Below are 14,762 nucleotides of genomic sequence, written 5' to 3'. Positions count from 1 at the left end.
GATCAGCTTGTGGTGGATCGGGTCGAGCTCGGTGATCCCGAGGACGTAGGCGACGAGGCTGCCGGCCGCGGAGCCGCGGCCCGGCCCGACGCGCAGGTTGACCTCGCGCGCGTGGTTGATGAGATCGGCCGTCACCAGGAAGTAGCCCGGGTAGCCCATCTGCATGATGACCGAGACCTCGTACTCGGCCTGCTTGCGGTAGTTGTCCGGGATGCCGTTCGGGAACCGCCAGTGCAGGCCCCGCTCGACCTCCTTGACCAGCCAGCTGCCCTCGGTCTCGCCCTCGGGCACCGGCGCCACCGGCTGCAGGTCCCGGCCCTCGGTGAAGCCGACGTCGACGCGCTCGGCGATCGCGAGGGTGTTGTCGCACGCCTCGGGGAAGATCGGGTCCCACTGGTCGCGCATCTCGCGGGCGCTCTTGAGGTAGAAGTCCTGCGCGTCGAACCGGAAGCGGTTCGGGTCGTTCATCGTCTTGCCGGTCTGGACGCAGAGCAGCACCTCGTGGGGCTTGGCGTCCTTCGCGTACGTGTAGTGCAGGTCGTTCGTCGCGAGGCCCGGCAGGTCGAGCTTCTTCTTGAGGTCGTAGAGGTCGTCCCGGACCCGGCGCTCGATCTCGATGCCGTGGTCCATCAGCTCGCAGAAGAAGTTGTCCCTGCCGAAGATGTCGCGGTAGTCGCTCGCGGCCTGCATCGCGCCGTCGCGGTCGCCCTGCTGGAGCAGGCGCGCCACCTCGCCCGAGGGGCAGCCGGTGGTGGCGATGATCCCCTTGCCGTAGGTCTCGAGCAGCTCGCGGTCCATGCGCGGCTTGTAGTAGTACCCCTCGAGGCTGGCCAGGCTGGACAGCCGGAAGAGGTTGTGCATCCCCTCCGTGTTCTCCGCGAGCAGCGTCATGTGGGTGTACATGAGGTCGGGGTTGTCGCTGCCGTTGACGTTCTGCCCGATGGAGGCGCGCTTGCGCTCGTGGCGCGAGCCCGGCGCGAGGTAGCCCTCCATGCCGATGATCGGCTTCACCCCGTGCGCCTTCGACTTCTTCCAGAACTCGTAGGCGCCGTAGGTGTTGCCGTGGTCGGTCATCGCCAACGCCGGCATGCCCATGCGGGCGGCCTCGGAGAACAGGTCGTCGAGCCGCGCCGCCCCGTCGAGCATGGAGAACTCGGTGTGGGTGTGGAGGTGGACGAACGAGTCGTCGGACACGCCAGGAACCTCCCCGCAGGAACGGCCGTCGGGACGGGAGTCACGCTACCTCTCGGGTCCGACAGCCTGGCCGCTCGCCGGGGCGGTGGGACGTCGGCGCTGCTCACCGCCCCGCGACGGCGTGTCGGTACCTCGACAGCGCTCGAGGCCGTCGCAACGGCCGCACGGGCAGCACACCGAGCCGTCGCACCTGATCGGCGGGAGGTCCTCGTCGAGCCCGTCCTCGTCGTCGTCCTCGCCGAGCCATCCGTCCAGGTCGTCGACCCCGCTCGCGAACCGGAGCCACTCGTCCGGGGCGACCCTCCCGCCGCGCGCGACCCGCCGTACCAGGGCGATGTCCCAGGCCGTGAGCCCCTCGATCCGCCGCTCGTCCCGCCTCATGGCGACCCTCCTCACCTCGTCGGTGAGCCGACGGTGGCAGGGGGGTCCGACAGTGTCGGGGCTACAGCACGCCGGCGCCCTGCAGCGCTGCCCGGATGACCTCGCGCTCGGCGTCGTCGGCCTCGACCAGGGGCAGGCGCAGCCCGCCGACCGGGCGGCCCTCCATCGCCAGCGCAGCCTTGACCGGGATCGGGTTGGTGGTGACTCCGAGGGCGTCGAACACCGGCTTGAGCGACGCCTCGATCTCGGCGCGGTTCTCCGGCTCGTCGACCATGCGGCGCATCTGCGGGCCCACCACGTGGCTCGCGACGAGGATCCCGCCGCAGCCGCCCATGTCGAGCACGGACGCGAAGAGGTCGTCGTTCCCCGCGTAGATCCCGAGCCCGTCGACCGGGGCGAGGTTGGCGTTGTTGGCCTGCTTGACGTACTCGACGTGCTCGATCTGCGCGAGCTCGGCCAGCTGGTCGTTGGGCAGGTCCAGCGACACCCGCGAGGGGATGTTGTAGAGCACGATCGGCTTGTCCGTGGCCAGGCTGATCTCGGTGTAGTGGGCGTGGACGCCGCGGCGGTTCGGGCGGTTGTAGTACGGGGTCACCGAGAGGATCGCGTCGGCGCCCGCCTCGGTGGCCCGCTCGGTCATCTCGACGGCGTGGCGGGTGTCGTTCGACCCGGTGGAGGCGACGATCGTCGTCCCGGCCGGCCGCTCCGAGCAGGCCAGCTCGACCAGGCGCAGGTGCTCCTCGGTGGACAGCGTCGGGGACTCCCCCGTCGTCCCGCACACGACGATGCCGTCGGTCCCGTGGGTGCACAGGTACCCCATGAGGTCGACGAACGCCTTCTCGTCGACGGCCCCGCGGTCGTCGAAGGGGGTGACGATGGCGGTGAGGACGGTTCCGAGCGACACGGGGACAGGTTGCCTTGTCGGGGTGCGGCGCGTCGAGTCCGGCAACGGGTCGCGCGTCCTCGGCCAGGTGCCCAAGGACGGGTGAGCGGCGCCGTCCTGGCGTCAGATGCCAGGAACGTGCCGTTGCTGCCGGACCGGGAGCTGCCCGGGCAGGGTGAGCGGCGCCGTCCTGGCGTCAGATGCCAGGAACGTGCCGTTGCTGCCGGACCGGGACTGGCTCAGGGGGCCTCGGCGTCCGGGCCGTCCACGTTCACCGTGGGCGGGCCGTCGCCGGCGCGGGCGATGACGGCGGTGGAGCGGTCGCCGCCCGGGTTGGACTCCCGGTGCACCGTCCACGCCGGCACGTGGATGAACTCGCCCTCCCCGGCGTCGGCCTGCTCGGAGCCACCCGCGCCGAACTCGAGGCGCATCGTCCCGGCGACCACGTACAGGCTGGTCTCGTGGTCACCGTGGTGGTGCCACCCCGACGACGCGCCGGGCTCGGTGTGCACCAGGCCCGCCCACAGCGACGGGGCCTCGAACGCGACCTGCCGGTGCATGCCGGGGGTGGGGTCGCCGTCGACGAGATCGGACTCCCGGACGACGCGCACGGGTTCGCTCATGGCGACGATCCTCGCGCGCCGTCCGGGTCGACCGGAAGATCAGACCAGGCCGAGCTTCCTGACGGCCTCGCGCTCCTCCCCCAGCTCGGCGACCGAGGCGTCGATGCGCTCGCGGGAGAAGTCGCTGATCTCCAGGCCCTGGACGATCTCCCACTTGCCGTTCGAGGCCGTCACCGGGAAGGACGACACGAGGCCCTCGGGCACGTCGTAGGAGCCGTCGGAGACGATCGCGGCGGAGGTCCAGTCGCCCTCGCGGGTGCCGTTGACCCAGGTGTAGACGTGGTCGATCGCGGCCGCGGCCGCGGATGCCGCCGAGGAGGCGCCGCGCACGTCGATGATCTCGGCGCCGCGCTTGGCCACGCGCGGGATGAACTCGTCGGTGAGCCACGCCTGGTCGATCTGGTCGGCGACCGGCTTGCCGTCGATGAGCACGTTGGAGACGTCGGGGTACTGCGAGGCGGAGTGGTTGCCCCAGATCGTCATCCGCGAGATCTGGCCGATGCCGACCCCGAACTTGTTGGCGAGCTGGGCCAGCGCGCGGTTGTGGTCCAGGCGCGTCATCGCGGTGAAGCGGTCCTTCGGGACGTCCGAGTTGGACGCCGCGATGAGCGCGTTCGTGTTCGCCGGGTTGCCGACGACGAGGACCTTCACGTCGTCCGCCGCGCCGTTGAGCGCCTCGCCCTGCGGCTTGAAGATCCCGCCGTTGGCCTCGAGCAGGTCGGCGCGCTCCATGCCCTTGGTGCGCGGCCGGGCCCCGACGAGCAGGCCGACGTTGGCGCCGTCGAAGGCCTTGGTCGCGTCGTCGAACACGTCGACGCCGTCGAGCAGTTCGAACGCGCCGTCCTCGAGCTCCAGAGCGGTGCCCTCGGCGGCCTTCACGGCCTGCGGGATCTCGAGCAGGCGCAGCCGCACCGGGGTGTCCTCCCCGAGCAGCTGGCCCGAGGCGATCCGGAAGAGCAGCGCGTAGCCGATCTGTCCGGCGGCTCCGGTGACGACGACGTTGACGGGCGAGGCCATTGCTTCTCCAAGCTGCGAGCTGATCGTTCTCTCTCTGCCGCGGAGCCTCCCACGTCCCGCCCACGGCGACGCGGCGAGGCGGGTCACCCCGCGGGACGGTCCGGGGTCAGTCGCCGACGACGAGCACGCTGCGCCGCTGCCCGAGGTACCGGAACATCAGCGCGAGCGACACCATGATCCGGTTGCGGTTGCCGAGCAGGGCGAAGATGTGCACGAACATCCAGGTCAGCCAAGCCAGGGTGCCGGTCAGCTTCGGCCCGTGCGCGATCTCGGCGACCGCGGAACGACGGCCGATGGTGGCCATCGTGCCCTTGTCGAAGTACTTGAAGGTCGACGTCGGCCGACCCTCGAGCAGGGCGAGCAGGTTCTTCCCCGCCTTCGCGCCGGTCTGGATGGCGGGCTGGGCGAGCTGCGGGAGCGGGTCGCCGTCGATGATGCCGATGTCGCCGGCGACGAAGACGTCCGGGTGCTCGGGCACGCGCAGGTCCGGCCCGACGACGATGCGCCCGCCGGGGCCCTGGGTGAGGCCCCACTTCTTCACCACGTCGTGCGCGGCGACCCCGGTGGCCCAGATCGTCATCTGGGCGGGGAGCTCCGAGCCGTCCTTGAGGACCACCCGGTCCTCCTTCACCTCGGCGACGGCCGCGCCGAGGCGCAGCTCCACCCCGCGGGCACGCAGCTGCTCCGCGGCGTAGGCGCGCAGCTTCGGGTCGAACGGCGCGAGGACCTTGTCGGTCATCTCGAGCAGGATGACCTTGACGTGGTCGGGGTCGAGTTCCGGGAAGCGCGTCGGCAGCACCGAGTTGCGCAGCTCGGCCAGCGTGCCCGCCATCTCGACGCCGGTGGCGCCCCCGCCGACGACGACCACGGAGGCGCCGTCGGTCTCGCCGGTGGCCGAGATGTGGTCGAGGTAGCCGGTCATCCGGTCCCGCACGGCCAACGCCTCGGCGCGGGTGTAGATCGGGTAGGCGTGCTCCCGGGCCCCCGGCACCCCGAAGTAGTTCGTGGTGACGCCGTTGGCCAGGATCAGGTAGTCGTAGGTCATCGACGGCCCGACGTCGAGGGTGAGGACCTTCGCCTCGGGGTCGATCTCGGTGACGACACCCTTGCGGAAGGTCGCCCAGGTCTCGCCCTCGCGGCTCACCGACGCCGTGAAGGAGCGCGCGCCATAGGTGATGTCGCCGGGGTTCAGCGCCCCCGTCGCGACCTGGTAGAGCAACGGCTGGAACGTGCTGTAGCTGTGGCGGTCGATCAGGGTGACCCGGACCGGCGCCTTGCGCAGCGACCGCACGGCGGATAGTCCCGCGAATCCCGCTCCCACGACGACGACATGGGGACGGGTGTCCGTCTCCGCCCCCGCGGTTACCGCGGCACTCATCCGGCTTCTCCTCTCACGGGTCGCGCCGGCCGCCTCCGGCGACCGATCCCCGCGCCAGCACGGAATCGATCGAGAACGGCCACGCGTGATTGCCCTTCGCGTACCCCTCATGGTCCTCCGTCACGCCACGGATGAGGTATCCGGACCGTGCCGTCCATGTCACGTCGTGTGACGCGTCACGATCGGCCCGCCGGTGTGGATCACCCGGGGGGCACCGGTCCGTCGTCGGGGACCGGGCCCATCACGGCACCGTCGGGACGTCCCGGTCCCTGCTCGGGCAGCAGCGGCGACACCGCGATCCGGGCGCGGCTCGTGCCCGGCGGCGCGACCTGCACCGCCCGCACCCCCGGGGCCGCCCGGAGCGCGGGGGCGGCGGTCGGGGCGACCTGGACCACGGCGGCGACCAGGCACGCGCAGCCCGGCCGGCCGAGCGCCGCGGCCTCGGCGCGGGCGACGGCGACGCGGCGGGCGTCGGCGGGTGAGGACGACCCGCCGCGCCCGGCGTCCGCGGCGGCCTCGCCGCCCGCCGTCGTGAGCGCGGCGGTCAGCGCCGCGGGTGGCGGCGCCGGCGGGGCGTCGACCCGGTGCAGGGCGGTCTGCACCCGGGGGAACGGGACGCGCACCACGGCCTGCAGCAGGGTGGTGTCGGTGGTGTGCCCCAGGGCCGCGGCCGCGGCGTCGGCGGTCAGGGAGGTGTCGAACTGCACCAGGGCCAGCCGGGTCGTCGGGTCCTCGGGAGCGGGGACCGTGCGGGTGCCGGCCAGGTACGCGTCCACGTCCTGTCCCGCGGCGGGCCCGAGCCGGACGGCGTCGGTCGACGCGGCGTCGGGCGCGGGCGGCGAGAGCTGGCTCCCCGCGGCCCACGCCGTCACCAGGACCACGACGAGCAGCACTGCCACGGCGACCGCGTAGCGGGGCCAGCGCAGCGGCGCCTCCGGCTCGCGCGGCCCGCCCGGCTCCTCCGGCGCCTCCGGGGTGGTCAGGCCGCCGCCCGCAGGACGTCGAGGGCGTGCGCCAGGTCGGGCGGCGGTTCACTGGTGAACTCGACCCAGCGGCCGTCCGCGGGGTGGTGCAGCCCGAGCCGGTGGGCGTGCAGCCACTGGCGGGTCAGGCCGAGCCGCTTCGATAGCGTCGGATCGGCGCCGTAGCCGGTGTCGCCGACGCACGGGTGGCGCAGCGCGGAGAAGTGCACCCGGATCTGGTGGGTGCGCCCCGTCTCCAGCTCGACCTCGAGCAGCGACGCCGCCGGGAACGCCTCGAGCGTGCGGTAGTGGGTGACCGAGGGCTTGCCGTCGGTCATCACCGCGAAGCGCCACTCGTGGCGGGGGTGGCGGTCGATGGGGGCGTCGATCGTGCCCTCGCTGGGGTCGGGGTGGCCCTGCACGAGGGCGAGGTAGGTCTTGGAGACGGTCCGCTCGCGGAACGCCTCCTTGAGCACCGCGTACGCCCGCTCGGACTTCGCCACGACCATGACGCCGGTGGTGCCCGCGTCGAGCCGGTGGACGATGCCCTGCCGTTCGGCGGCGCCGCTGGTGGCGATCGAGACGCCGAGCGCGGCCAGCCCGGCGACGACCGTCGGCCCGCTCCAGCCGGGGCTGGGGTGCACGGCGACCCCGACGGGCTTGTCGACGACGACGATCTCGTCGTCCTCGTGGAGCACGACGAGGCCCTCGACGGCCTCCGCGGTGACGATCCGCTCGGAGGGCTCGCGCTCGGGCTCGGGGAGGTCGACCTCGAGCCAGCTGCCGGCCACGAGCCGGTCCGACTTGCCAGCGGTGGCCCCGTCGAGGCGGACCGCGCCGTCCTCGGCGAGGGTGGCGACGACGGTGCGCGAGAGCCCGAGCATCCGGGAGAGGCCGGCGTCGAGACGCATCCCGTCCAGCCCGTCGGGGACGGGCAGCGTCCGCACGCTCACCGGGCCCCACCGGTCCCCGGGGACTCCCCGGCCCGCGGCGAGAGGCGGCCGTCGATCTCGATGCCCCAGAGCGCGAGGACCACCAGCAGCGCGCCGCCGCAGCAGATCGCCGAATCGGCCGCGTTGAACACCGGCCACCACCCGACCGAGACGAAGTCGACGACGTGGCCCTCCAGCGGGCCGGGGCCCCGGAAGAAGCGGTCGGCGAGGTTGCCCAGCGCGCCGCCGAGCACCAGCCCCAGCGCGATGGCCCAGCCGGCCGAGCGCAGCCGGCGGGCGAACCGCGCGATGCCGACGACGACGGCGACCGCCACCAGGGTGAGCACCCAGGTCATGCCGGTGGCCAGCGAGAACGCTGCCCCGGAGTTGCGGATGAGGTAGAGGCTCACGGTGTCGCCGAGTACGGGGATCCGCTGGCCGTCGGTCATGGTGGCGACGACGACGGCCTTGGTCGCGACGTCGAGCACCAGCACCAGGACCGCCGTGACGATCAGCGTGACGAGGCGCCGGCGGGGCTGCTGGTCGGGCTGGTGATCGGGCCGCAGACCGGGGTCGGTGGGCTCCGCCGGGGCGGCCGGCTCGCCCTCGGGGGAAGCGCTCTGCACGCCCCCATCCTCCCCGCACGGCCACCGGGCCGGTGTGAGGGGACCCCGGGGTCAGGGCGCGTCGCCCGCGAGACCGGCGTAGGTGTCCCGCAGCTCGCGCTTGAGGATCTTGCCGCTGGGGTTCTTGGGCGCGACGTTCTCGCCGCCGGTGATGATGATGTCCAAGTTGACCGGCACCGAGATCGCCCCGAGCCGGGCCAGCGCGAAGTAGGCCACCACGAAGGCGTAGGAGTTGTGCGAGTGGATCGCCACCCGCTGGTGGCGGACCACCCCGCGCTCGGCGAGGGCGTTCGCGACCCGGTTGGCGTCGGCGTCCAGTTCGGCGAAGGTCCGGCGGGTGTCGCGGTGCACCACCGCGGTCTTCGCGCCGTACTTGAGCGCACTGCGGGCCAGCAGCGACCCGATGCTCTGCCGCCGGGCCCGCGCGACGTCCGCGGTGACGGGTGGGAGGTGTCGGTCGAGGTCGTCGTCCATGGCTGCTCCTCACCGGGTCGGCCGGGATCATCCTCCGGCCCGGGCACCGCCCCGGTCTAGGCGTCGGAGGGCTCGCCCCGCGGTCGCACCGGCGGCGTCCCGCCCTCGTCGCCGCGCCAGCGGGCCAGCCGCCCGGAGCGGTCGACGGCGCGCAGCCGCCGCTCCGCGGCCTCCCGCGCGGTCGTCGTGGCGACGACGAGGAGCTGGTCGCCCTCCTGGATGCGGGTCTCGCCCTGCGGGGTGAAGCTCGCGCCGTCCCGGACCACCAGCGAGAGCCCGGTGCCCTCGGGCAGGCGCAGCTCACGGACGTAGACCCCGTGCATCTTCGAGCCGCGGGGCACCGTCATCTGCAGCAGGTCGGCACGCGCGGACTCCAGCGGCGCGGCGTCGACCTCGATCTCCTGCACCGGCGGGGCGGCGAGGCCGAGCGCCCGCGCGACGACGGGCAGCGTGGTGCCCTGCACGAGCGTCAGCACCAGGACGAGCACGAACACGGCGTCGACGAGCTCCCGCGCGCCCTGCAGCCCGGTGGTCAGCGGGACGAGGGCGAGCACGATCGGCACCGCGCCCCGCAGCCCGGCCCAGGACAGGAACGCCTGCTCCCGCCACGGCACCCGGAACCAGATCGCGGCCGCGACGACCGAGAGCGGGCGGGCCACGACGAGCAGGACCGCGGCGGCGATGACGGCGGGGACGACGGCGGCGAGCAGCCGGTCCGGCGAGACGTAGAGCCCGAGGAGCACGAACAGGCCGATCTGGGCCAGCCAGCCCAGCCCCTCGGCGAACGACCGGGTGCCCTCGCGGTGCGGGAGGGCAGCGTTGCCCAGGACGAGCGCCGCGACGTAGCAGGCGAGCAGGCCCGAGGCGTGCAGCAACTGGACCAGGGCGTAGGCCCCGACGCAGACCGCCAGCGTGGCGAGGGGGTAGAGCCCGGTCGCCGGGAGCGCGGCGCGGGAGAGCCCGGCGGCCCCGAGGCGCCCGAGGACCGCGCCGAGCATCGCCCCGGCGGCGAGCTCGTAGACGACGAGCAGCGGGTCGGCCCAGGAGAGGTCCGCGGTGGAGGCGAGCAGGACCACGGCGAGGAAGACGGGCGCGTCGTTGAGCCCGGACTCCAGCTCGAGGGCCCCGACGAGCCGTCCGCGCAGCCCCAGCCCGCGCAGCACGCTGAAGACCGCGGCCGCGTCGGTGGAGGAGAGCACCGCCCCCCACAGGAACCCGACCCGCAGGTCGAGCCCGAGCAGCCAGTGCAGCGCGAACCCGGTGGTGACGATGCTGACCGCCACCGAGATCGTGGAGAGGGCGATCCCGAGCCCCAGCGCCGGCCGCACCGTCGACCAACGGGTGGACAGACCGCCGTCGGCGAGGATGAGCACGAGGGCGGCGAGGCCGAGCATCTGCGTGAGCTGGGCGTCGTCGAACCGGATCCCGAGGCCGGACTCGCCGATGAGGACCCCGATCGCGAGGTAGAGCAGCAGCGAGGGCAGCCCGAGCCGGGTGGAGAGCCGGACCGCGACGACCGCGAGCAGCACGACTCCGGAGCCGATCCCCAGCAGCACCGGCAGCCGGTCCACGCGCTCGCGACCCTCCTGTCCCCCGCCCTCGAACCGGAGGATTCGATCCTACCGGCGCCCTGGTGGCCCCGGTCCCGGGCCGCGAGCAGCGGCGCGAGCAACGGCGCGTTCCCGGCACCGGACGCGCGCCCGCGCCGTTCGCGCACGGCCGACCGGGGTCACGGCCGCCAGGTGACCGTCACCCGCTCCCGGGGCGACCCGGCCAGCGACGGCTCGTCCGCCAGCACCTCGGCGACCTCCGGCACGCGCTCGGGCGGCAGGCACAGCCGGCGCGCGACGCGCACGGCCCGGGCCTGGGGGTCCTCGGCCGGCCGGGGGCCCGCCGTCCACCGCTCGACCCGCGGTTCGATCCCGAGCTCGGCGAGGACGGCGAGCGCGTCGTCGGCGGTGGGCGGCGCCCGGCGGACGAGGCCGTGGAAGCGGCGCCACAGAGGGTCGAGCCAGGCCTGGGGGTGCTCGGCGTGCAGCTCCAGCACCACCCCGGTGCGCGCGGCGGCGGTGAGGCCGGTCGCGAAGCCGGCGAGGTCGGCGGTGTCGTAGCCGACGTGGTGGCAGAGCACGAGCGGGGCGTCGCCGGCGTCGGCGGTGACGTCCGGCCAGGTCCCGAGCACCGCCTGGTAGGGCACGCCCCGGTCCAGGCAGGCCGCGGCGAAGGCGGCGAGCATGTCCGAGGCCGGGTCGACCCCCACGACGTGGTCGATCTCCCCGGCGAGCGCCAGGGACGCGGCGCCCGCCCCGCACCCGACGTCGAGCACCCGGCGGTCCTGCGGCGTCTCGGCGAGCAGCGCCAGGGCGGCGCGCCGCGACGGCGTGTCCGGCGGTTCGGTGGCGGCCCGGAACCGCTCGGGATCCTGGCGGTACGGGCTCGCCGGGGCGTGGGCGAGGATCTCCTCCGGCACCCGCCGGGCATTCATCATCGTCGTCCAGCGTGCGGCGGCGGTGTCGGTCCCGGTCGTCTCCACGTCGACCATCTGATCACGCCCGGCGGGCGCCGGTCAGCGTCGGCTGTCGGCGTGCTGCTCGGCGAGACCACGCACCGGCTCGCACCAGGAGCAGCCGGCGAAGCCGAGCTCGAGGGCCTCCGAGACCGGGAGCGGGATCACCTCGCGGCCGAACAGATAGCCGCACCGGCCGAGGTGGAAGTGCGGCTCCTCGTCGATGACGAGCACCTCGTCCACCCGCGTCACGACGGCGTCGAGGGTCGCCTGGTCCGGGTTCTCGTCCTCGGGCTGCGGGGCACGCGGCGGCGGCCCACCGCGCGGCGGTCCGCCGTGGCCCGCGGCGCTGCCGTTGCCGCCGACGGCCTGCGCGGCCTGCTCCGGGTGGCCTCGGCCGTCGCCGTCCGGGGTGTGCGGGGGCGGGCCCGACGGGCCCGCTCCCTGGCCGGCGGGCGCCTGCTGCGACGCGGCGTCCGTCCCGATCGCGGCGCTCTGGGGGGTGCCGGTCTGGGAGGTTCCGGTCTGGGAGGTGCCGGTCCGGCCGTCGGCGCCCGCGTCGGCCCGCATGCGCTCGAGGCTCTCGGCGGGCAGCCGCGAGGTGGCATCGTCCTCGTCGTCGTGGTCGCCGCGTGCGGCGGCGGCCCCGAAGGCGGCCGCTCCCGCAGCGGCGCCGGCCCCGGCCACTGCCGCGCCCCGGCCGTCGTACTCCTGGGGCGGGCGGCCGGTGGGCGCCTGGGCGCCCGGGACCTGGTTCGTCGGGGCGGAGCTCGTCGGGGCGGACTGGGTGGTCGCGGACGTCCGGTCGGCCGGGGGCTGCTGCCCCTGTCCCGGCTGGCCCTGCTGACCCTGTTGTCCCTGCTGACCGGGGCCTTGGCCCTGGGGGGCGCGCCCGCCGGAAGGCGGGCCGTAGGGCCGTCCCGACGGCGCGAACGGGGCGGCCGCGGGCGTGTTCGGGAGCGGGACGAGCCCGACGAAGCGCGAGCCCTCCGGGGCGTTGGGCACGCGGGAGGGGTCGTTGCCGACCCGGGTCGACGTCGTGGCGCGAAGACCCGGCGGGATGCCGCGCGGGCGCATCGGGGGCGGAGCCATCGGCGGACGCCCGGGGCCCTGCCCCGGCCCACCAGGCCCGCCGGGGCCTCCCGGTCCCCCGGGACCGCCCGGGCCACCGTTGCCCGCCTGACCGTTGGGTGCCCCGGGTCCGTGAGGTGCCGCCGGGCCGTTGGCCGGCTGACCACCGGAACCCACCGGGCCCCCGTTGCCGGTGTTGCCGGCGGGTCCGCCCGGACCCCCACTCGCTCCGGCGAAGGCCCGCGGGGCGCCCGCCGACTCGGGAGCGCCGCCACCGGGCCCGGCCTGCACCGGCTGGGGCTGGGAGGCGCCCGGCGCGTTCTGCCAGGCCTCCTCACCCGTCGCGGGCGCGCTGCCGGACTCCGCCGACGCCGCGGCGGCTCGGCGCCGACGCATGAAGTCCGCGGCCAGCAGGATCGCGGCGACCGCGCTCGCGACCACGGACCCCCAGGCCCACGCCGCCGTCGTCGTGACGACGGCCACGACGAGCAGCCCGAAGGCTATGACGACGCAGAGCAGGACGAGCAGAAGCACGGTCGACCCCTCACGTACCGCGCCGGGTCACCGGACGGAAGCCTTCCCCTGCCCCGACCGGATCGCCCGACTCAGCTGCCGGCTTCGGCCCGGGAGCCGTAACCGCTGGTCGCGTATCCCCCGGAGCCGTTGCGACTGCCGTCGGCAGGCGCGGCCGACCCGCGGCCCTCCAGGTCCCGCAACTGGGACTCGAGGTAGGTCTTGAGCCGGGTGCGGTACTCGCGCTCGAAGGTGCGCAACTCGTCGATCTTCTTCTCGAGGCCGGTCTTCTGCTGCTCGATGAGGGTGATCGTCTCGTTGTGCTTGCGCTGCGCGTCCCGCTCGAGGGTGGACGCCTTGTCCCGGGCCTGGCGCTCGAGCGTCTCGGCGCGGGTGCGGGCGTCGTTCAGCATGGTCTCGGCCCGACTGCGGGCCTCGTTCACCATGCTGTCGGCCTTCGTCCGCGCCTCCGAGAGGAGCTGCTCGGACTTGGTCCGCGCGTCGGAGAGCATCCCGTCCGCCTCGGACTTCGCCTCGGCCGTGAGCCGGTCGGCCATCTCCTGCGCGAGCCCGAGGACCTTCGCGGCCTGCACGTGGTGGTCGCCGCTCCCGTTCATCGGCGAGGAGTCGCCGGCGAAGGGCGGCGGGACGATGCCCGACGCCTGCTGGGTCTGCGGCGGCTGCGGCTGCTGCGGGACGGGCATGGGCTGCTGCACCGTGCGCGGGGCGTCCTCGACGGGACGCTGCTGCTGGTGCGGCGCGACCATGGTGGTCTGGGCGGCCGACGGCGGCGGGGACTGCGAGCCGGAGGACTGGGCCTGGGCGGCCTTCGTCCTGGCGTCGTCCAGGTCGGAGTGGGCGCTCGAGAGCTGCTGCTCGAGCTGCTCGACCTGCTCGCGGAGATCGTTGTTCTCCTCGATGAGACGCCCCAGCTCGGCCTCCACGAGGTCGAGGAAGGCGTCCACCTCGTCCTCGTTGTAGCCCCTTTTGCCGATCGGCGGCTTGCTGAACGCGACGTTGTGGACGTCGGCAGGGGTCAGCGGCACCGGATCTCCTCAAGCACTCCTCGGCTGCGGAACCCCAGGTACCTCGGGCTCTTCGAGCTCCGCGACACGCAGAGTATGACCTCTGCGAGCAGGTGAACCATAGTGGACGGGTCCAGTGGTGCGCTGCGCACGATGCCTGATCGGTGACGGAGCGCCACCGTGACCGGGTTGACCACCCACACGCGTACCTCGCGACACGCCGGAGAGCGATCGGCCGGACGGGGAGGAACCGCTCACCGATCCCCACGCGTCGTGACCCCGGCACTTCTCCTTCTCCACGGCCCGCGAGGGACTCGACCGGACGCTCAGCGACGCTGTTCGACCACCCACCGCAATCAGCCCCGGAGGTCTTGCCGCCTCTCAGATTCGGCTCAGGGAGCCGTGGAGAAGGACTTCTCGGCGAGCTTGCGTCGGTCGGACGCGGAGACCTCGACGTTGGGCGGTGAGAGAAGGAACACGCGGTTGGTGACCTTCTCGATCGAGCCGCGCAGGGCGAAGGCGAGACCGGCCGCGAAGTCGACGAGGCGCTTGGCCGCGACGTCGTCCATCTCGGTGAGGTTCATGATCACCGGAATGCCGTCCCGGTAGCGCTCGCCGATCACCCGGGCCTCGTTGTAGCTGGTGGGCTGCAGCGTGGTGATCTCCGGGACCGCCGGGGTGTCCGGAACCGGCGCCACGTCGGCCACCGGGCGCCGCACCGGCTCGTCGAGGGCGAGGGCCGCCGCTCCCGAGGCGCCGAGTGCCCCGGACAGGGAGGAGCCCGACCCGACCGACGTCAGCGACCCCGAGCGGCTGCGCGAGGTGTGGTTGGGGCCGGTGTTGTGCTCCCAGCTGCGGCCCCGGGTGCTCGAGCGGACGGACACGTCGGCCTCCTCGTCGCGGTCGCCGGACGTCGTCCGGTCGTGGGCTGCTCCCGCGCGCTCGGCGCGGACCTCGTGCTCGGGGTCGCGGGGCTTGGGGGCGTGCGCGGTGCGGGCGTCGCCGCGGCCGGCCCGGTCGTGGTCGGAGCCGTGGCGGTCCCCGGAGCGCTCGGCGTCGAGACGGTCGTGCCGCGAGGCCGCGTAGCGGTCCTCGTAGTCGTCGTCGCGGTCCGAGCCGTACCGGTCGGCGCCGTAGCGACCGGTGCCGGACCGCTCGCTGCCGTAACGGTCCGAGG

Annotated in this window: 14 protein-coding genes and 1 pseudogene; all 15 read right to left on the bottom strand. The window is 74.1% G+C overall.

Features of this window, described 5'->3' with window-relative positions:
- Positions 1–1,194, bottom strand: a 1,194-nt coding sequence (dnaE, locus tag VGH76_RS11180) for a DNA polymerase III subunit alpha (RefSeq protein WP_331556755.1), incomplete at its 3' end; no start/stop codon positions are given.
- Between the two features lie 45 nt (positions 1,195–1,239).
- The gene (locus tag VGH76_RS11175) at positions 1,240–1,575 is read right to left on the bottom strand and encodes a hypothetical protein (RefSeq protein ID WP_331556754.1); all 336 of its coding nucleotides are present in this window, start codon (positions 1,573–1,575) and stop codon (positions 1,240–1,242) included.
- 61 nt (positions 1,576–1,636) lie between these two features.
- Positions 1,637–2,479 carry a 4-hydroxy-tetrahydrodipicolinate synthase gene (gene dapA, locus VGH76_RS11170; RefSeq protein ID WP_331556753.1) on the bottom strand — a complete coding sequence of 281 codons (843 nt, stop codon included), beginning with the start codon at positions 2,477–2,479 and terminating at the stop codon, positions 1,637–1,639.
- A gap of 218 nt (positions 2,480–2,697) precedes the next feature.
- The gene (locus tag VGH76_RS11165) at positions 2,698–3,081 is read right to left on the bottom strand and encodes a cupin domain-containing protein (protein WP_331556752.1); all 384 of its coding nucleotides are present in this window, start codon (positions 3,079–3,081) and stop codon (positions 2,698–2,700) included.
- Between the two features lie 39 nt (positions 3,082–3,120).
- Positions 3,121–4,098, bottom strand: coding sequence for a malate dehydrogenase (locus VGH76_RS11160; protein ID WP_331556751.1), 978 nt, complete (start codon positions 4,096–4,098; stop codon positions 3,121–3,123).
- A 106-nt stretch (positions 4,099–4,204) separates the two neighbouring features.
- Positions 4,205–5,476: an NAD(P)/FAD-dependent oxidoreductase gene (locus tag VGH76_RS11155; RefSeq protein WP_331556750.1), complete on the bottom strand. Its 1,272-nt coding sequence runs from the start codon at positions 5,474–5,476 to the stop codon at positions 4,205–4,207.
- Between the two features lie 200 nt (positions 5,477–5,676).
- Entirely contained in the window at positions 5,677–6,375 is a 699-nt protein-coding gene (locus VGH76_RS11150; RefSeq protein ID WP_331556749.1) for a hypothetical protein, read from the bottom strand.
- Between the two features lie 80 nt (positions 6,376–6,455).
- Positions 6,456–7,391: an RluA family pseudouridine synthase gene (locus VGH76_RS11145; protein ID WP_331556748.1), complete on the bottom strand. Its 936-nt coding sequence runs from the start codon at positions 7,389–7,391 to the stop codon at positions 6,456–6,458.
- Positions 7,388–7,996, bottom strand: coding sequence for a signal peptidase II (lspA, locus tag VGH76_RS11140; RefSeq protein WP_331556747.1), 609 nt, complete (start codon positions 7,994–7,996; stop codon positions 7,388–7,390). Before lspA ends, VGH76_RS11145 begins: the two co-directional genes overlap by 4 nt.
- Positions 7,997–8,047: 51 nt before the next feature.
- A complete protein-coding gene (locus VGH76_RS11135; protein ID WP_331556746.1) occupies positions 8,048–8,470 on the bottom strand; it encodes an AMP-binding protein in 423 nt (140 codons plus the stop codon).
- 56 nt (positions 8,471–8,526) lie between these two features.
- Entirely contained in the window at positions 8,527–10,041 is a 1,515-nt protein-coding gene (locus VGH76_RS11130; RefSeq protein WP_331556745.1) for a potassium/proton antiporter, read from the bottom strand.
- Between the two features lie 158 nt (positions 10,042–10,199).
- Positions 10,200–11,003: a methyltransferase domain-containing protein gene (locus VGH76_RS11125; RefSeq protein ID WP_331556744.1), complete on the bottom strand. Its 804-nt coding sequence runs from the start codon at positions 11,001–11,003 to the stop codon at positions 10,200–10,202.
- A gap of 33 nt (positions 11,004–11,036) precedes the next feature.
- Positions 11,037–12,581 carry a hypothetical protein gene (locus VGH76_RS11120; RefSeq protein ID WP_331556743.1) on the bottom strand — a complete coding sequence of 515 codons (1,545 nt, stop codon included), beginning with the start codon at positions 12,579–12,581 and terminating at the stop codon, positions 11,037–11,039.
- Positions 12,582–12,652: 71 nt separating this feature from the next.
- Positions 12,653–13,606 (bottom strand): DivIVA domain-containing protein, encoded by a 954-nt coding sequence (locus VGH76_RS11115; RefSeq protein WP_331556742.1) that lies wholly within the window; start codon positions 13,604–13,606, stop codon positions 12,653–12,655.
- A 371-nt stretch (positions 13,607–13,977) separates the two neighbouring features.
- A pseudogene (locus VGH76_RS11110) lies at positions 13,978–14,247 on the bottom strand (cell division protein SepF); the annotation flags it as partial.
- Positions 14,248–14,762 lie beyond the last annotated feature (515 nt).

The sequence above is a fragment of the Actinomycetospora sp. genome, assembly GCF_036497585.1.
In the GTDB taxonomy this organism is placed as follows: domain Bacteria; phylum Actinomycetota; class Actinomycetes; order Mycobacteriales; family Pseudonocardiaceae; genus Actinomycetospora.
The sequence above is the reverse complement of the archived record's forward strand: the minus strand, read 5'-3'. Positions and strand labels throughout refer to the sequence as shown.

Coding starts and splice junctions, on each gene's coding strand:
- VGH76_RS11175 (WP_331556754.1), bottom strand. CDS start 1,575: ATGAGGCGGGACGAGCGGCGGATCGAGGGGCTCACGGCCTGGGACATC.
- VGH76_RS11165 (WP_331556752.1), bottom strand. CDS start 3,081: ATGAGCGAACCCGTGCGCGTCGTCCGGGAGTCCGATCTCGTCGACGGC.
- VGH76_RS11160 (WP_331556751.1), bottom strand. CDS start 4,098: ATGGCCTCGCCCGTCAACGTCGTCGTCACCGGAGCCGCCGGACAGATC.
- VGH76_RS11155 (WP_331556750.1), bottom strand. CDS start 5,476: ATGAGTGCCGCGGTAACCGCGGGGGCGGAGACGGACACCCGTCCCCAT.
- VGH76_RS11135 (WP_331556746.1), bottom strand. CDS start 8,470: ATGGACGACGACCTCGACCGACACCTCCCACCCGTCACCGCGGACGTC.